This is a genomic window from Haloferax sp. AS1, assembly GCF_014530665.1.
Taxonomy (GTDB): domain Archaea; phylum Halobacteriota; class Halobacteria; order Halobacteriales; family Haloferacaceae; genus Haloferax; species Haloferax volcanii.
In genome coordinates this window covers 601320-618244 of the sequence record NZ_SPSA01000001.1, presented here as the reverse complement: position 1 = coordinate 618244, position 16925 = coordinate 601320, and the positions used below count along the sequence as shown (strand labels likewise).

The window sequence follows — 16925 nt, the reverse complement described above, 5'->3', positions numbered from 1 at the left end:
CGAGTGCTTGGTATCAAGTTCCATGGCTGCGGACGCATACGCGTTGGCCGGAGTGACCGAGACGCTGACCGAAGCGGCGGCCGCGGAGGGCATCGCGGACTACGTCGAGTTCCGGATGGACGGGGCGACCACCCCGCTCGACGCGCTCGACGAGTACGACGGGTCGGTCCCGCTCATCGTCTCGAACCGGCCGGAGTGGGCCGGTGGAACCGCCGCCGAGTCCGACCGGCTGGAGACCCTCGTGGCCGCCGCCGCGTTCGACGCCGTCGAGATGGTCGACGTGGAACTGCGGACGATTCGTGAGTGCGGATGGCTCCGAGACGAACTGCGCGAGCAGGACGTCGAACTCATCGTCTCCCACTACGACCGCCACGAGAAACCTCAGAAGACGGAACTTTTGCAGATAGTATCAGAGTGTAATAACTACGGCGACGTGGCGAAGCTCGTCGTCACCGCCGAGGAGAAAACCGACTCGCTCGCGCTGTTGCAGTCGTTCAATACCGCCTCCGAACGGGGGATGCGAGTTACCGGCTACGCGCTGGGCGAAATCGGCCGCCACACCCGCGTTATCGGCGTGTTCTACGGTGCGTCCATCGCCTATGCACCCATCGTCAGCGACGAGCGCGCTCCGAACGACATCGACCTCGAAAAGTTGTCGAACCTCGTCGAGTGGGTCTCTGCGGCCCGGTGAGCCCGTCGAGTCGGGGACGGCGAATCGACGGGTCGACCGCGTCGAACCGGGCGGTTCGTCCGCGGAATCGTCCGCGACTGTCGGTGTTTCGGACCGGCCCGACGCGGGAGTGTTGTGCCGACGAGACGGTGATACTATCAGAAATACAGTACTCAAAGAAATCAGAAATAATTCGACCGGGTAGGACCGACTCGTCCGGGCGAGACGCCGTTCGAGTCGGGGTGGTCGGACGGCCGGGCGACCGAACGACTCGACCGGGTGGCTCACCGACTGCGCGCGCCCACGTCGGTCGCCGGCAGACGCCGACTGCCGGTGTCCGGTCGCGTCGTCGGAGAACAGATAGCCGAGCGTTGACGCCGAACGCCGAAGGTTTCTCGACAGTGTTCAAATCAGCGCCTCATAATCGTCGGCTCATAGCCGATATATTCGATGAACATTCCGGAGAAACCGCCGAAAACGGCGTCTCTCACCGCCTACGAGGGGGTGAGAACTCTTGCGTCGACAGCTAAGATTTATAGGCGATGGGATGATAGGCGTTCACATGAAACTCGACGAGTCTGCACTGGCGGCGACAACAAACGACCTCACACGAGAGGTAGACGCACGAGGGGTGGCAGACCTCATCGAATTCCGAATGGACCAAGCGGACGACCCGCTCGAACAACTCGCCGCGTACGACGGCGAACTCCCGATAATCGCGACCAATCGCGCACGATGGTTCGGGGGGAAGGCAAGCGACACCGGACGATTGGACGACCTGTTTTCCGCATCTCGGTACGACGCCGTGGAGTTCGTCGACATCGAACTCGAAACCGTCCGCGCCAAGGAGTGGCTGGCCCACGAGTTCCGCGAGAACGACGTGCAGCTCATCATCTCGCATCACGACTTCGATGAGACGCCCGACCGCGAGGTGCTCGACGCCATCATCGAGCAGTGCGCGGAGTTCGGTGACGTTGCGAAGGTGGCGGTGTACCCCCAAAACCAGCGCGACACGCTCACGCTCTTGGAGGCCGTCAACGACGCGACCAACCGCGGCATCGACGTGGCCGGTATCTCGATGGGCGAACTCGGGAGTCACACCCGCGTCATCGGCCATCTCTACGGGTCGAAGCTCGGCTACGCGCCCCTCCTCGCGGACGACAACGACTACGCGCCGGGGCAGATTCCGCTCGAAAAGCTCGCCTCGCTCATCGAACTCACCAAAAACGAGCGCGTCGACGGACAGGTCATCGACACGATTCGGAGCGAGGTGTCGGTGCCGAAGGAACTGACGCTCTCGGACTGACGCCGGCGACCTGCGGCCGCCCGCAGCAGACTCGTTTCATCTCTTCTCGCCGCGAACTCGTACTCGTCGCCCGGCGTCAGTCGGCAAGCCGCTCGACGTCCGTCAGCACCGCGCTCGCCGTTTCTGGACCGCCGGCCCCGCGCCCGGTGATGCCCAGTCGGCCGCAGTAGTCGGCTTCGATTTGGACGGCGTTTTCCGTCCCCGACGGGGCGACCGCCCCGTTTGCGGACACCAGTCGCGGGCCGACGCGGACCGAACCGTCCGCGACTTCGACGATGAGTCGAATCGTCTGGCCGTCTTCCTGCGCGAGGTCGAGCATCCCCCCCGAGAGCTCCTGAATCCCCTCGACTTCGGCGTCGCCGAGCGTGAACTCCGTCTCGCCCTCGGCGAGGACGTTGGCGACGATGACGCCCTTGAGCGCCGTGTCCGTGCCGTCGACGTCGAAGGCCGGGTCGGCCTCCGCTACGCCGAGGTCCTGTGCCTCCGCGAGGACGTGTTCGTAGTCGAGTCCCTCGGCGGCCATCCGCGAGAGGACGAAGTTCGCCGTCCCGTTCAGCACGCCGTACACCGCCGACACGCGCGACGGGCCCACGTCCTCGATAGTCGAGAGGATGGGGAGCGCGCCGCCGACGGTCGCGCCGAAGCGGACGGTCCCCTCGCTGTCGGCTTCGAGCGCACGCACGTCGGCGTAGCGTTCCGCGACCGGGCCTTTGTTCGCCAAGACGACGTGGCAGTCGTCGGCTAGCGCGCGCTCGACGTGCGAAAAGCCGGGTTCGGCGTCACCGAGCGTCGTCGGCGTCGCCTCCACTAACACGTCGTAGTCGGCGTCGAACACCGATTCGGGGTCGGCATCCCCGACCACGCCGTCTTCTCGCTTCTTCGACAGCACCGCGTCGGCGTCGATGCCGTCGGCGTCGACGACGGCGCTGTCGGAGTCAGCGAACGCGGTCACGACGTGGCCGTGTTCGGCGGCGAGTTCGACGACGGCGCTGCCGACCGCACCGGCACCGAGGACGCAGAGCCTCACGCGCGACCCCCCACAGTCAGCGGCTCGACGAGCTGGAGGTCCTTCTCGTCGGCGATGTCGCGCATGGCCGAGAGGACGTCTTCGGTCGACCCCGATTCGGCGGCCAGTTGGAAGCGGGCGCTGGAGACGTCGATAGAGCCGGCGGGTGCGGACAGCGAGATATCGGTGACGGTCGCGTTCCGCGTCGCCTCGATCTGCGTCAGCGTGTCGGAGAGGTCCGTCTCGATGAGGTGTCCCGAGAGGATGATGGTCAGGCGCTCGCTGTACCGCTCGGTGCCGGCCTGGATGACGTTGATGCCGGCGTCGCTCAGCCCCTCGACGATGTTGTCGAAGCGGTCGGGCGTCGCCTCGATGTCGACTTCCACCGGGATGTAGCCGCGCGGGGTGACGTTGCCGCGCTCGTGGAAAATCGAGAGGAGGTTCCCCCCGTGTTCGGCGATGGGTTGCAGCGACCGCAGGAGTTCGCCGGGTTCGTCGACCAGTTCGAGTCGAAGCGTGTACGCCTGCACGTCGTTGTGGACCTCACTCATCTGTCCAACACCGTACTAACGCGTCGTTCATTGTCGAAGTTCGTGCGAGCACACCCATATACGTATTGCGTTCGAACGGGTCGGGCACCGGCCCCGGGCGCGGCCGCCGCCCCGTCTGCTGTGAGAGAGTCATCGCTGAGGGTTCGCCGTACGCGCGTCGGCCCGAAATGTGCACAGGTTCGCTACAAAGATTACCGCGCCGGGAGGTCGACCCGAGAACAGAGTAATGCATATGTCATACAGTATCGAATCGGGGGAATTCAGGGGGCGTGTGTTTGAAAAATCTAAGTCCGAAGATATCACTCGCGAATTGCCACTACTTATTTCGGTTACACAGCGTATTGGAGATTCGATAGAGGTCGTCCAAAACTCAATTCGAGAGAACCAAACGACGCTCGTCTTCTGTCCCTTTGTTGTGTCTGTTAAGAGCAGTACTGTCTGCTGGACGCCGAGAGATGCATAGAGAATAGTTAACAGCTCACACAGCGTAGGGTTCGGTGTATCCGCCGCCGGCGGTACGCGAGAACGCTGCGGTCTGCGGACGGGTGCGACGGAGAGGAGAGAACAAGAATGGCATCAGCAAGCACACCGACACCGACACCGACGGGGAACGAACGAATCGCGCGACGCTTCCCGGAGGAAGTCGCGAGCGAGGGGAGCGTCGGCCTCATCGACGAAATCTGCGCCGAGGACGTCCTCGACCACAGTCCGCTCGGGGAGGTCCGCGGACGCGACGAACTCAAAGCCCAGATTTCGGGACTCAAGGAGTCGTTCAGCGACTTCTCCGCGACGGTCGAAGACGCGATTACCGACGGCGACACGGTCGCCATGCGCGTCACGCTCCGCGGGACCCACGACGGCGCGTTCATGGGTATCGAACCGACCGGGAAGCCCATCGAAGTCGGCAACATGGTGTTTACCCGCATCGAAGACGGCGTGATTGCCGAGCGGTGGGTCCAACCGGACATGCTCGGCATGCTCACGCAACTCGGCGCTGTCGAACCGCCCACGGCGTGAGACCCGCCGAGACCGATATGTTTTGCGCGGCGGCCGCACGGCTCGACGGATGAGAAGGAAGAGCGCGGACGACCGGGCACCCGCCCGCACTCCACGGACACTGGGGAAAACCTCCCCTGTATACGCAACCCAAGTGCAGGTATCTACCTGCAGTAGACACTACAACGTCCTCCATTAAAACATTTTTCAAATGTCATATGCTGCGTGTGTTCAGAACACACGGCTGGCGGCCGAACGGTCAGCCGTCGAACGTCGAAAGGCGGCGGCGCTCCTGTGCGAGGATTCGCTCCCAGTAGTCGAACAGGACGCTGTCGAGGTCGTACACGTCGGCGATGCGGCGGACCCACTCGTCGTCCGAAAACAGCAGTCGCTGGAAGCTCCGCACGTCGGGGTCGAGTTCCTCCCGCCGGCCGGCGTAGTAGGCGACGGTCTGCTCGCGGGTTCGCTCGACCAACAGCGGCGGGACGAAGATGCCCGACTCGCGGGCGACGTAGACGAACCACTCCAGGTGGAGGACGGCGTCGGCGAGGACGAACCGCTCGGCGAAGCCGTCGACGCACGCCGTCGCGGGGCGGCCGTCGACGTACACGTCTTCGGGGCGGGAGAACCGCGGCACCGACAGGTGCGGGAGGTCGTCGGCGTACTGCTCGGCGACCCGCCGGAGTCGGTAGTCGGCGTAGGCGCACGGGGCCGCGAGGCCGAGTTCGTACCACAGCGGCATCCACTGACAGAACGGGTCGCAGAACGCCGCGTCGGCCAGTAGGTCTGCGGCGACGGAGCGGGCGAGGTCCGGGGGCAGGTCGGTTCGCCCCGCGCGCATGGCGTCCGTCGCGCGGACCACCCGCGACTCGAAGTCGCCGACGCGGAGGCCCATGCCCGCAGCCACGTCGTGGACGTACTCGGCACCGATTCGGTACCAGTCCGCGAAGTCGGCGGGCCGGCGGAGTCGAAGGAGGCGCAAAACGGTCACAGGGGAGCTACGGGTGACGGCGGTTTGGCTCTGTCCCCGTGGTGACGGCGAAAAACGAAACAGGCGGCGCGGTCGGCCGGACGGTCGGGCTGATCGGCGGTTCTGATGTCGTGTGGACGGCAGTCGCTCACTCCCGCCGGTCGAACGAGAGCGCGAGCGGCGTCGCGTTGCGCAGGTTGTCGCTGACCGGGCAGCGCGCTTCGACCGCGGCGAGCCACGCGTCGATGGTTTCGGCGTCGGCGTCGGCGTCGACGTCGGCGGTGACCGCGACGCGAATCTCCTGGTAGCCGGCGCGGCCGTCCTCGCGCTTGCCCATGAACGTCGCGGGGTTCAGGTCGCCCTCGATGGCGATTTCGAGGTCGCGAACGTCGAGGTCCATCTCGCGGGCGACGACGTGGGCCGTGACGTTCAGACAGCCGGCGAGCGCGCCGAGGACGTACTCGACGGGGTTCGGGCCGGCGTTCGCCCCGCCCAGCGATTCGGGCTCGTCGACGACGAACTCGAAGTCGCGGACGGAGACGCGGGTCTCGGTCGGTGATTCGGCCGCCGCGGCGACGGCGAACGTCAGGGTCTGATTCCGGGTCTGGGATTTCTCGGTGGACATACCTAGAGAGAGACGCCGCAGAGCGATAGCCACAGAAGACGGTTCTCAACCGTCGAGAAGCGTGTCAGCGACTATCCGGGCCGGCGTCTATCGCGGCCGACTCGTCGGCGTCGTCCGCCAGCACGTCGTCGAGCCCCCACTCCGACGCCCTCGCGCGGGCCTCCTCGCGGGCCTCGGACCGAATCTCCTCGATGGCGTCGGCGTCGGCGAGGAACGCTTCGACCGCGCTCTGGTCGCGGCTCTCCTCGCGGCGCGCGGCGGGGGCGGCGTCGAGGGTCTTCGTCGCCAACCGCTCGTCGCCGGCGAGGACGCGGGCCGGCTCGCCCGGCGGGACGCGGAACGCCTCGACCTCGTGGGCGTCCGCGAGCTCCGCGGCGTCGACGGCGTGGACCGCGGCGCGGGTCGGGCCGGTGACGGCGAACCCCTCCAGCCCGTCGCGGCCGCCGACCTCGCGTTCCGTGTCGTAGGCGAGGACCGGAACTCCGTCTTCGAACGTGACGACGCCGCGGGTGGTCTCGCCGAGCAGGAGCGCGTCCTGCGGCTCGAAGACGACGTAGCCGGTGAGTTCCTCGTCGAGCACCGTCCGAAGCACCGCCGCCGCGTCGTCGACGACGCGCGACCGACGGAGTTCGCCCCGCGGGATTCTCATATTCGCTCGGGGACGACGGCGCTTTTGAACCGCTCTGCGACCTCGCGGCCGTCGCCGTCGCGCACGTCGAGTCGGGCGGCCGCCTCGCGGAAGGCGTCGGCCGCCGGGTCGTCGGGGGCGTGCGCGAGGAGGGGTTTTCCCTCGCGGCGGGCCGCGCGGACCGCGTCGCTCTCGGGGACCGACGCGAGCGTCTGTCCCCCGAAGTAGCGGCCGGCCTGCTCGGCGATTGTCTCCACGTTCTCGTCGGGGCGCACGCGGTTGAACACCACGCCCGCCGTGTCGGTGCCGTAGGAGTGGGCGTACTCCTGGACTTTCAGCCCGTCGGACAGAGACGGCACGGTGGGCTGGAGGACGACGACGATGCGGTCCGCGAGGACGACGGGGAGCACCGCGCTCTTGGAACCGAGCGCGGCGGGCGAATCGAGGAGCAACACGTCCGTGTCGGCCGCGAGCTCGGCGACCACGTCGCGGAGGCGACCGGGGTCCGCGGCCTCGAACGCCGCGAGACTCGTCCCACAGGGGACGACAGACAGCCCGAACCGCTCGTACACCGCGTCGGACACCGCGGCGTCGTGGTCGTCGATGAGTAAGTCGTGGAGCGTCACGTCGGCGTCGTCCAATCCGGCGTGGAAAAGCAGGTTCGCCATGCCCGTGTCCGCGTCGATGACGGTCACGTCGTACTCCTCGGCGAGCGCCATCCCCAGCGCGAGCGTACTCGTCGTCTTCCCGGTGCCGCCCTTCCCGCTGGCGACGGCGAACGCCTCGACCATGCCCCCACGTGCCCGGCGATTTCGCATAAGTGTTCGGAACGGGGGTGGACGCGCGCCGACGAATATCGTGTCAACCAGTAACAAGCATTAATAGTGAGGCCAACAGTGTGTGAAACGACCACCGATGTTCAGAATTGTCATCCAATCGTTCGCTTTCGCAGTCGAGGACTCGACGTTCGCGGTGTACGCGACCCTCCTCACCATCGCGTTCATCGTGTACCTGAATCGGTGACGGCGGTTCGAATCGCGGCGTGCAACCGAGTTCCGCGGCCCCATCCGGGACGGAACTGCGACCGTCGGCTGGCGTCGGCTCGGCGGCGAGTCGTCGGTGAGTCGGCGTTCGCGTCCCGGCGAGCGCGTCGGTGGGTGACGCGGTTGCTCAGGACGCCTCGGCGAGCGCGTCGAGCAAGCGGTCGTTTTCGTCCGGGCGGCGGACGCTGATTCTGACGTGTGAGTCGAGGCCCTGATAGTCGCGGGCGTCGCGGACGGCGAATCCGCGCCGTCGGGTCTCGCGGAGGACGCAATCGACGTCGTCGGCGCGGAACAACACGAGCGCGCTGTCGGCGGGGTGCGGGTCGTAGCCGAGCCGGTCCAGCCCCGCAATCACCCTCGGGCGCTCCCGTTCGACCCGGTTCCGCGTGGCTTCGAGGAAAGCCTCCTGTTCGAGACAGAACGTCGCAACCTCCACCGCCGGAGCCGAAAGCACCCACGAACAGCGCGCCCGCGAGAGCCGGTCACCGAGGTCGCCCGTCGCGGCCGCGAAGCCCGCGCGGAGCGAGGGGACGCCGAAGACGTTCGTCACCGAGTGGAGCGCGATGACGCCGTCGAGGCCGGCCGTGCTCGGGAGGCGCGTGAAGCCGAGGTACGTCTCGTCGACGATGACGGGCGTGTCGGCCCGGCGACAGCCGTCGATGAACGCCCGAAGCTCGTCTCGCGGGTACGCGGTCCCGACCGGGTTGGCGGGATAGCTGAGAATCACCGCCGCGTGCTCGGCGGGGTCGACGGTTTCGAGGAGGCGGTCGTGCGGAACGTGGACCGGGTCGCCCCCCTGAAGCCGGATTTCGCGGGCGTACTCGCCGCAGCAAGGGGCCGGAAGCGCCACGCTGTCGCCGGGCGAGACGGTCACGCCGACGGCGAGTCGGAGCGCTTCGATGACGCCAGCGGCGGGGATGACCTCGTCGGGGTTGCAGCCGACGAACTCCGCGGCGGCGACGCGGAACCGCGAGTAGTCGTCCAGCGAGTCCCGCCGCGCCGTGGCGAGCGCCGATTCGTAGACGCCAGCGAGGCCGGACGGGTGTTCGGGGTTCGAGCCGGTGCTGAAATCGACGAGCGAGTGGTCGGCGGTCCCGCCGTGAGTCACGTGGTCGACGTCGGAAACGGAACCGGGGTCCATACCGACCTGCTAGCTACCAACCATAATCAAGGCTTCTCCGGGGACCACTTAGCTACCACCGTGGATTCTTCGGCCGGAAACGCGTTTCGCCGGCGGTTCTCAAATCGGAGCGACGGTCGCGCGGTCGTCAGCGACGACGCCGTAGTTCGCCTCGTCGACGCCCCGCGGTATCGGCCCGGCGTCGTACCGCGAACCGAGGCTCGCGAGCACCGCGTCGCGGACGCAGACCCGGGCCGCGTTGCCGACCTCGGTCGCGCTCCCCGAGAACGTCGCCGGGTCGCCGGCGGGGTCGCACGCGGCGACGACCGCGTCGGTCGTCGTCCCCGGCGCGCCGCAGCGCGCGAGGAGCGTCGCCGCCTTCGCCTCGGCGGCCACGGCGACGAGGTTCGCGAGCGCGCCCGGCTCCAGCGACCGTGTCGTCCCGACGAAGACGTTGACCGTTCCGACCGGGTCGTCTCGGTCGTCTCGGTCGTCGCCGGCCGCCGCGTCAGGCGCGTCCGACGCGTCTCCCCACTCGCGCGGGTCGTCGTCTATCGGGAGTTCCGCCGGATTCGACACGCCCGCGGTGGCGACGACTTCGACCGGGCCGAACCGGGCGCGCCGGGCGTGTTCCTGCCCGACGCCCGTCAGGAGCGTCGGCCCGCGCTCGTCGAAGCCGGCCGCCGAGAGCCGCCGTTCGACGTACGCGTCGAGGTCGGTCTCGGGCCAGCCCTCGGGGACGGTGACGTTGAACGCGGCGTCCGCCCGCGAGTCGCCGCCGGCGTAGCCCGTCGAGAGCCAGCGCGTCTCCGGTCGGGCGAGTCGGCAGACGCCGTCGCGGCGCGCCGTCTCAAACATCGTCGGCGACGGCGGCGAGCGCCCGGAGCAGTTCGTCGTTCTCGTCGGGGCGTTTCACCGCGACGCGGACGTGCGAGTCGAGCGTCGGAAACGTCGTCGCGTCCCGGACGGCGACCCCGCGGTCGCGGGCGGTCTCGACCACCGCGTCGACGTCGCGGTCGCCGACGTCCACGAGGAGAAACGGCGCGTCCGACGGGGACACCGCGAAGGCGTCGGACAGCGTTTCGCGGAGTCGCTCGCGCTCGGCCGAGACGCGCGCTCGCGTTCGCGAGACGAACTCGGCGTCGTCCATGCAGTACGCGCCGACGGCGGCCGCGGGCGTCGAGAGCGACCACGCCCGCCGGGCGACGGCGAGCCGGTCGCCGAGGTCGCCGGTGGCGACGGCGAAGCCGGCGCGGATGCCCGGCAGCCCGAACATCTTCGTCAGCGACCGGGCGACGACGACGCCGGGCTCGCCCGCGAGGCTCGGCTCGTCGGTGAAATCGAGGAACGCTTCGTCGACGACGAGCGTCGTCTCCGCCTCCCGACAGCGCGCCGCGAACGCCCGGAGGTCGTCGGCGGGCGCGAGTTCGCCCGTCGGGTTGTTCGGCGTGCAGACGACCGCGACCGCGTGGTCCGCGGGGTCGGCGTCGAGAATCGCGTCGTGGGCGACCGCCACCGGCTCCGCCCCTTGCAGGCGAATCTCGCGGTCGTACTCCCCGAAGCTCGGTTCGGGGACGAGCGCGGTGTCGCCCGGCGAGAGCGTCACTTCGAACGCGAGTCGCAGGGCTTCGAGGCCGCCGGCGGTCGGCACGACCGCCTCGGGGACACAGCCGACGTAGTCGCCGGCGGCCCCCCGAAAGTCGGCGTAGTCGTCGTCGGGGTAGCGGGTCGAGGCGTCGAACGCCTCGCGGTACACCGCCTCGACGCCGTCGGGGCGCTCGGGGTTCGTGTTCGCGCTGAAGTCGAGAACGGTCGGGTCGGTGGTGCCGCCGTGGGGGACGCGGCTCCCCGCCCGGACGGACTCAGGGTCCATCGTCGATGTCTGCGTCGGCGTCGACGCCGCCAGCGTCGGCTCCGCCGGCGTCGGCCGCCGCGGTTCCGGTTCCGGTCTCGACGGCTTCGGGGTCCAGCGTGGAGAGCACGTCGAGCGTGGCCGCCTCCACGTCGTCGAGGACGCCCATCCGGTCGGCGAGCATGAGCGCGCCGCCCATGCCCGCGCCCTCCTTGGCCTCGCCCGCGTCGTAGCGGTCCAGCGGGTGCGTCTCGAAGCCGGGGTCGGTGACCGTCAGTTCGAGGTCGAACGCCTCGGCGGCGTCGGCCAACTCGGGCACGTCCTCGGCGAGGTACGATGTCGTTGCGAGCGTCAGGCCGCCGTTCGCGCCGGCGTGGCGAGCGAGCGCGGCGGCCGCGAGCAGTTGGGTCCCGCCGCCGAGGGTCACGTCGATGCCGTTTTCGAGCGCGCCGACGGTGAGGCCGGCGACGACCGGAAGCACCGGGTCGCCGAGGTAGCGGGCGGCGCGCCGGGGTTTGTGAGCCGCGAAGCCGGGTTCGACGTCGCTGGCTTCGAACGCCTCGGCGACGACCTCCTCTTTCAGGCTCGTGGGGTTGTCCGGGAGCGACGACGAGACGGGGAACTCCTCGCCGAGCGCGCGGAACACGGCGAGCGCGGTGGTCGTCCCGCCGGGGACGGTCTCGCCGATGACGAGTTCGTCTTCGGGGAGCGCGAGGCCCATCCGCCGGGCCGCCTCGAATGCGCCGGGCGCGGTCGGGACCGGTTCGCTCTCGCGGATGTCGCGGCCGGGTCGCGCGCCCACGTCGATGGTCGGCGCGGCGCTCGGCTTCGCGAGGCCGGCGTCCACGGTGAGCACGTCGAAGCCGGTGAGCTGCTTGACGGCGCGGGTGACGGCCGCGGGCGTCGGACAGCCCGTCGGACTGACCGGCGTCACCGGCGAGCGGACGGGCTCGCCGTACTCGATGATTTCGGCGTCCGCGCTCGGCGTGTGGCCGACGAGCGACGGCTCCGCGCCGGCGGCGCTGATACCGGGTATCTTCGCCGTCTCGGTCGTGCCGGCGACGAGGACTACTCGCATCGGTCCTCCGCGAGTTCGATGTCTGTCGGGCGGTTCACGTTGAGTGCCAGTCGGGTGTCTGTGGAGAGGTACATGGTCGAGTGCGTGTCGGTGTCGGTGTCTGCGTCGGTATCAATTGTCGCGTCCGCGGCCGCGGGGCCGACGACGCCCAGCCCGGTCGGGCAGACGGCGGTCCCCTCGTGGTCGAAGACGAGCGCGTCGTCGACGCTGGCTCCGAGGTCGCGCTTCAGTTCGACGGGGACGCACGCGGTGGCGGCCCCGCCGTCCGCGGCCGAAACGACCGCGTCGACGTGTTCGGGGGCCACGAGCGGGAGGTCGGAAACGACGGTGACGACCGGCCGGGAGACGCGGGCCAACGCGAACCCGAGGTCGGAGACGTAGCCGTCGCCGGGAGCCTCGATGGGGTCGAGACCGAGGTCGGCGGCGCGCTCGCGGGTGTTCGGCGTGTGCGGCGAGGTGACGGCGCGGACGGTCTCGGCGCTCGACTCGCGGAGCGCCGCCGCGACTCGGTCGAGCATGGGCCGCCCGCAGATGTCCACGAGCGGCTTTTCGACCGGCGCGTCGAGGCGGGTGCCGCGGCCGCCGCACATCACGAGAGCGTCCACGTCACCACCCCCGCGTGGACGGCCGCGGCGCGGGCCAGTTCGTTCGTCGCGCCCAGCAGGTCGCCCGAGACGCCGCCGAGGCGGGCGCGGCCCCACGAGCGAACGAGCAGCGCGACGACCGGCCCGCAGCAGAGCGCCGCGACGACGGCGGGGCCGCCCGTGACCGGCGCGAGCGCGACGACCGGGAGACAGGCCACGGCGACGGCGAGCAGCCCCGACGGACTGTTTTCACCGACGAGCGCCGAGCCGAGTCCCTCGTGGGCGGGCGCGCCGAGACAGACCAGCGTCGCCATGCCGGCTTTCGTGCCGACCTCGGCGGCGAGCGCGATTGCGACGGCGGCCGTGAGGCCGACGCGACCGCCCGCACCGGCGAGGCCGAACGCGCCGAGCGCGAGGACGACGAGCGTCAGCCCGAACGCGAGCAGGCCGCCGACGCCCGTCTGCGAATCCTTCAAGACCGACAGCCGGCGGTCGGCGTCGCCGTGGACGACCGCGGCGTCACCGAGGTCCGCGAGGCCGTCGGCGTGGGTGACGCCCGTCACGAGATACAGCGTCACGAGGTACAGCGCGGCCGCGGTCGGAATCGGCAACGGGAGCAACAACGGGAGCGCGGCCAGCGCGCCGACGACGTAGCCGGCGAGCGGAAACGCCACGGGCGCGCGCCTGAAGGCGTCCCAGTTCGCCTCGTCGCCGCCGACCGGGAGGCGAGTGAGGAAGCCGAGCGCGCCGCGGAGGGCGGTCAGAACCACGCGACCACCCCCGCGACGGCGAACGCGAGGAGGCCGGCCCGCGAGACGAGTCGGACGCCCCGCGCGGCGGTCGCCGCGTCGGGAGCCTCGGGCCCCCCGTCGAGCAGGTAGTGCCCGGGCTTTTCCAGTCGCGTCTCGAGCAGGACCGCGAGCGTCGCCATCGGCCACCCCGAGTTGGGCGACGACGGTCGTCGCGCCAACCCGCCGACCCGCGTCACCGTGGCCGGCGCGCCGGCGACGACGGCCAGTAAGACGGCCGCGACGCGCGCCGGAAGCCACATCACCGCGTCGTCGAGGCGGGCCGGGACGCGGCCGACCGGCTTGTGTCGGTAGCCGAGCATCGAATCGAGCGTGTTGACGCCCTTCACCCACGCGGCCGCGCCGACCGCGAGCGGGAGCGAGACGGGCGCGAAGAGCGTAAACGCGAGCAACGGGGCGACGAGGCCGTCGGCGAGGTTCTCGGCGGCGCTCTCGACGGCGGCGCTCCGGATATCGGCCGCCGACAGCGACGACGGGTCGCGCCCGGCCAGCGCCCGGAGTTCGTACCGGGCGGTATCGAGGTCGGATTCGTCCGCCGTAGCCGAGACGACCGCCGCGGCCGCGTCGAGGAGCATCCGGAGGCTCGTGGTCGAAAACAGCGCGAGCGCCGCGACGGCCGCGCCGAGCCACGGCGAGACGAGCGTCGCGGCCCACGTCACAGCCGCGGTGACGCCCGCGGCGAGCGCCGGAAGCGCGACGGCCGCGACCGCGCCGACGAGCGTCGGACGGGACCACTCGCGGTCGACGGGCGAGACGAGTCGGCCGAACAGCGCGACCGGGTGGACGCGCGCCGGCGGTTCGGCGAACCCTCGGTCCAGCGCCGCGGCGGCGACGACGGCGGCCGCGGCGGTCACGGGCACGGGTCCTCCCCGGCTCGCAGTCTCGCCGCGACCGATTCGAGCGTCGTCTCCCGGAGATTCACGAACCGGCCGCCGACCGCCTCGATACCGCCGTCTGCGTCCGGGTCGTCGCCGACGTGGAGCAACTCGGCCGCGTCGACCCCGAGGCCGCGGGCCGCCGCCTCGAACGCCTGCCGGTGGGGTTTCCGCCAGCCGCAGGCGACGCTCGTCGTGATGTCGTCGAAGCCGCGCCGGTCGAGGTCCGACCGGATGAGCGTCCGCGCGACGAGTTCGGGGACCGAACAGTTCGAGAGGAGGCCGACCGCGCCGGCCTCGCGGGCAGCCGCGACCGCGTCGACCGCGCCGGGACGGGTCGTCACCTCGGGGTCGAACGCCGTGATGACCGCGCGCCGCGCGGCGTTGTCCGGCGAGTCGACGCCCCGAGACCGGAGGGCTGCGGCGACGTGCGCCGGAAGCGGGACCTCCGCGCCCTCGGGCGCGTCGATGTGAACCTCGCGGTAGGCGTCGTCCCAGTCGTCGGGGACGGCGACGCCGTACTCGCGGAGCGCGTCCGCGACCGCCGAACCGGGGTCTGACGGGTACTCGGCGTCGACGAGCGTGCCGAAGAGGTCGAACGTGACTGCCACTAGAATTTCATTGGCGAAACTGTACTTGAATATAGCGAAGCGGGGGGTTCGGCCGCGGTCTCAGGTCACCACCGATGGTGGACGTGCTCTCGCGCGTACGCGTTGTACACTTCTTCGACGCGCTCGAACTGGTCTGCTGACAGCGGTGGGAGCGACGCCGCGGCGACGTTGTCGCGGATGTGTTCCGGCGTCTTCGACCCGGGAATGACGGTGCTCACGGCGTCGAACGAGAGAATCCAGCGGAGCGTGAACTGCGCGAGCGAGACGCCCTCGGGGACGACCTCCTGTATCGAATCCGCGGCTTCGAGACCGTCTTCGAACGGGATTCCGGCGAACGTCTCGCCCACGTCGAACGCCTCGCCGTGTCGGTTGAAGTTCCGGTGGTCGTTCTCGGCAAACTCTGCGTCTGCGGAGAGCGCGCCGGTGAGCAGCCCCGACGCGAGCGGGACGCGAACGATGACGCCGACGTTCCGGCGCGCCGCCTCCCGGAAGAACAGCTCTGCGGGTCGCTGTCGAAGCGGATTGAAGATTATCTGTACCGTCTCCACGCCGTCGTACTCGATGGCCTTGAGCCCCTCTTCGACCTTCTCGACGCTCACGCCGTAGTGGTCGATTTTCCCGGCGTCGCGGAGCTCCGACAGGGCATCGAACACCTCGGGCTGGTAGTACACCTCTCGCGGCGGGCAGTGAAGTTGGACGAGGTCGAGCGAGTCGACGCCGAGGTTGTCCCGGCTCCGGTCCACGAACCGTTCGAGGTTCTCGCGGTTGTAGCCGTCGGCCTCGTGGGGGTCAAGCCGCCGCCCCGCCTTGGTGGCGACGGTGACGTCGTCGTCGCGGTCCGCGAGCACGTCGCCGATGCGGCGCTCGCTGTCGCCGTCGCCGTACACGTCCGCGGTGTCGAGGAAGTCGATGCCCGCGTCGAGCGCCGCCTCGATGGCGTCGTACGCCTCGTCGTCGGTCACCGAGCCCCAACTGCCGCCGAGCTGCCACGTCCCCAGCGCGATTTCGGAAACGTCGAATCCGGTCGTGCCGAGCGGTCGAGAATCCATGCCGTTTGCTTCCGAACAGACGGGGGTAAATCACGGGGTCGCGGCGAGATATACTCCGATTGTTCGTGAGGGTCTGAGGCGACGGAACGGGGGACACTACGGGACGGAATCAACGAGGGCCGTTCCCCGATTTGAACTCACTCGCAACGCGTTGCGTTGCTCGTTGCTCAAACCGGCTCGATCGGATTTTGCAAGCAAAATCCGCTCTCCCCGATTTGAACGGGGGACAAGCCGATCTACAGTCGGCTGCTCTGCCAGGCTGAGCTAAGAGCGGTTACCGATTCGTATCCGGTCGACGCGTTTAACCATTATCATTCTCGCTGCCGCGTGTGCTGTGTGTCAGACAGGTGCGAACATTGATATGCCGCCGAGATAATCCCGGAGTAATGAGTAAAATCACGTTCCGCGCCGACGACGCCCTCGTCGAGCGCTTGGACCGCCTCGACACCTCGAAAAGCGAGGTGATGCGCGAGGCCCTCCGCCAGTACCTCGACGAACTGGAACGTGACGACGGCGCGGACGCCGCGGACGACGCGTCCGACACCGCCGGTCTCGACGGCGCGCTCTCCGCGCGGGTCGAGGAACTCGTCGACGAGCGACTGGACGAACGGCTCCCGGCGCTCGTCGAGGAAGCCGCGGCGGCCCGCGAGTCCGAGCGTCCGACGCCCTCCGACCTGAACGTCAACATCAACGTCGATGGTTCGAACGGCGAATCTCGCGTAAACGCGGGTGTCGACACCGAATCGACCCCGAGTACGGTTCGTAAGACACGGGACGAACTTGAGTCCGGCGACGCGGACGACCCCGACATGACCTGTGGCCAATGTGGCGAATCCGTGGGTCCAGACCATGTTTACTGCCCGAACTGCGGTGAAAAGACGTCCCACCGCGTGTTCTGCGAGTGCGGCGACGAACTCCGCTCGGACTGGGCGTTCTGCCCCGACTGCGGCCGTCGGACGCCCGCAGCCGACGTTCTGGAACAAGCATAACCGGCGATTAAAGCCCCCTATACGGGATATTCAGCCTCTGTCTTACAACCGCCGTTACATTTATATTCTATCCCTCTGTGGTGATTATCGCGTAAGACGGTTGTCTTACAGCCACCCGACGGCGGCCCGTATCCCGGCGTCGTCCGTCGGTTTTCGGGTGTAA

19 protein-coding genes and 1 tRNA gene are annotated in these 16925 nt (G+C 69.1%); 4 read left to right on the top strand and 16 right to left on the bottom strand.

What is annotated here, in order from left to right; all coding sequences use genetic code 11:
* The first annotated feature begins 22 nt into the window (after nt 1-22).
* Together E4P24_RS03385 and E4P24_RS03380 are read left to right on the top strand one after the other, a co-directional pair.
* The gene (locus E4P24_RS03385) at nt 23-691 is read left to right on the top strand and encodes a type I 3-dehydroquinate dehydratase (protein WP_004065141.1); all 669 of its coding nucleotides are present in this window, start codon (nt 23-25) and stop codon (nt 689-691) included.
* A 610-nt stretch (nt 692-1301) separates the two neighbouring features.
* Nucleotides 1302-1976: a type I 3-dehydroquinate dehydratase gene (locus E4P24_RS03380; protein WP_004044332.1), complete on the top strand. Its 675-nt coding sequence runs from the start codon at nt 1302-1304 to the stop codon at nt 1974-1976.
* 76 nt (nt 1977-2052) lie between these two features.
* Here the strand turns inward: E4P24_RS03380 and E4P24_RS03375 are convergent, their stop codons facing one another.
* Both E4P24_RS03375 and E4P24_RS03370 read right to left on the bottom strand, forming a co-directional pair.
* Nucleotides 2053-3003, bottom strand: a complete 951-nt coding sequence (locus E4P24_RS03375; protein ID WP_115802203.1) for a homoserine dehydrogenase — start codon at nt 3001-3003, stop codon at nt 2053-2055.
* Nucleotides 3000-3533, bottom strand: coding sequence for a hypothetical protein (locus E4P24_RS03370; protein WP_004065146.1), 534 nt, complete (start codon nt 3531-3533; stop codon nt 3000-3002). Before E4P24_RS03370 ends, E4P24_RS03375 begins: the two co-directional genes overlap by 4 nt.
* 570 nt (nt 3534-4103) lie before the next feature.
* On the opposite strand from E4P24_RS03370, the gene E4P24_RS03365 reads away from it, so the two are divergent.
* On the top strand, nt 4104-4550 hold the full coding sequence (locus E4P24_RS03365; protein WP_115802202.1) for an ester cyclase: 447 nt from the start codon (nt 4104-4106) through the stop codon (nt 4548-4550).
* Between the two features lie 238 nt (nt 4551-4788).
* Here the strand turns inward: E4P24_RS03365 and E4P24_RS03360 are convergent, their stop codons facing one another.
* The 14 genes from E4P24_RS03360 to E4P24_RS03295 form a co-directional block, all read right to left on the bottom strand.
* Nucleotides 4789-5520, bottom strand: coding sequence for a hypothetical protein (locus E4P24_RS03360; RefSeq protein WP_004065151.1), 732 nt, complete (start codon nt 5518-5520; stop codon nt 4789-4791).
* 127 nt (nt 5521-5647) lie between these two features.
* A complete protein-coding gene (locus E4P24_RS03355; protein ID WP_115860388.1) occupies nt 5648-6124 on the bottom strand; it encodes an OsmC family protein in 477 nt (158 codons plus the stop codon).
* A gap of 64 nt (nt 6125-6188) precedes the next feature.
* The gene (locus tag E4P24_RS03350) at nt 6189-6773 is read right to left on the bottom strand and encodes a hypothetical protein (RefSeq protein ID WP_004044338.1); all 585 of its coding nucleotides are present in this window, start codon (nt 6771-6773) and stop codon (nt 6189-6191) included.
* Nucleotides 6770-7543 carry a P-loop NTPase gene (locus E4P24_RS03345; RefSeq protein WP_115802200.1) on the bottom strand — a complete coding sequence of 258 codons (774 nt, stop codon included), beginning with the start codon at nt 7541-7543 and terminating at the stop codon, nt 6770-6772. Before E4P24_RS03345 ends, E4P24_RS03350 begins: the two co-directional genes overlap by 4 nt.
* Nucleotides 7544-7922: 379 nt before the next feature.
* On the bottom strand, nt 7923-8936 hold the full coding sequence (locus tag E4P24_RS03340) for a histidinol-phosphate transaminase (protein WP_006600673.1): 1014 nt from the start codon (nt 8934-8936) through the stop codon (nt 7923-7925).
* Nucleotides 8937-9035: 99 nt separating this feature from the next.
* Nucleotides 9036-9773, bottom strand: a complete 738-nt coding sequence (locus tag E4P24_RS03335) for an adenosylcobinamide amidohydrolase (protein WP_115860390.1) — start codon at nt 9771-9773, stop codon at nt 9036-9038.
* Nucleotides 9766-10788 carry a threonine-phosphate decarboxylase CobD gene (gene cobD / locus E4P24_RS03330; protein ID WP_115802197.1) on the bottom strand — a complete coding sequence of 341 codons (1023 nt, stop codon included), beginning with the start codon at nt 10786-10788 and terminating at the stop codon, nt 9766-9768. The genes E4P24_RS03335 and cobD overlap by 8 nt, the downstream gene beginning before the upstream one ends.
* Nucleotides 10778-11845 (bottom strand): nicotinate-nucleotide--dimethylbenzimidazole phosphoribosyltransferase, encoded by a 1068-nt coding sequence (locus E4P24_RS03325; protein WP_188148116.1) that lies wholly within the window; start codon nt 11843-11845, stop codon nt 10778-10780. The genes cobD and E4P24_RS03325 overlap by 11 nt, the downstream gene beginning before the upstream one ends.
* Complete coding sequence (locus tag E4P24_RS03320) at nt 11836-12435, bottom strand: NTP transferase domain-containing protein (RefSeq protein ID WP_188148652.1); 600 nt, start codon at nt 12433-12435, stop codon at nt 11836-11838. Before E4P24_RS03320 ends, E4P24_RS03325 begins: the two co-directional genes overlap by 10 nt.
* Entirely contained in the window at nt 12435-13199 is a 765-nt protein-coding gene (gene cobS / locus E4P24_RS03315) for an adenosylcobinamide-GDP ribazoletransferase (RefSeq protein WP_188148115.1), read from the bottom strand. The genes E4P24_RS03320 and cobS overlap by 1 nt, the downstream gene beginning before the upstream one ends.
* On the bottom strand, nt 13190-14098 hold the full coding sequence (gene cbiB / locus E4P24_RS03310; protein ID WP_163488541.1) for an adenosylcobinamide-phosphate synthase CbiB: 909 nt from the start codon (nt 14096-14098) through the stop codon (nt 13190-13192). The genes cobS and cbiB overlap by 10 nt, the downstream gene beginning before the upstream one ends.
* Nucleotides 14089-14724, bottom strand: coding sequence for an HAD family hydrolase (locus E4P24_RS03305; protein ID WP_004044348.1), 636 nt, complete (start codon nt 14722-14724; stop codon nt 14089-14091). Before E4P24_RS03305 ends, cbiB begins: the two co-directional genes overlap by 10 nt.
* A 65-nt stretch (nt 14725-14789) precedes the next feature.
* Nucleotides 14790-15773, bottom strand: a complete 984-nt coding sequence (locus E4P24_RS03300) for an aldo/keto reductase (RefSeq protein ID WP_006600676.1) — start codon at nt 15771-15773, stop codon at nt 14790-14792.
* Between the two features lie 200 nt (nt 15774-15973).
* Nucleotides 15974-16047: transfer RNA gene (locus E4P24_RS03295), tRNA-Tyr, on the bottom strand.
* A 112-nt stretch (nt 16048-16159) separates the two neighbouring features.
* On the opposite strand from E4P24_RS03295, the gene E4P24_RS03290 reads away from it, so the two are divergent.
* Nucleotides 16160-16762 carry a zinc ribbon domain-containing protein gene (locus E4P24_RS03290; RefSeq protein ID WP_008605665.1) on the top strand — a complete coding sequence of 201 codons (603 nt, stop codon included), beginning with the start codon at nt 16160-16162 and terminating at the stop codon, nt 16760-16762.
* The last annotated feature ends 163 nt before the right edge of the window (nt 16763-16925 follow it).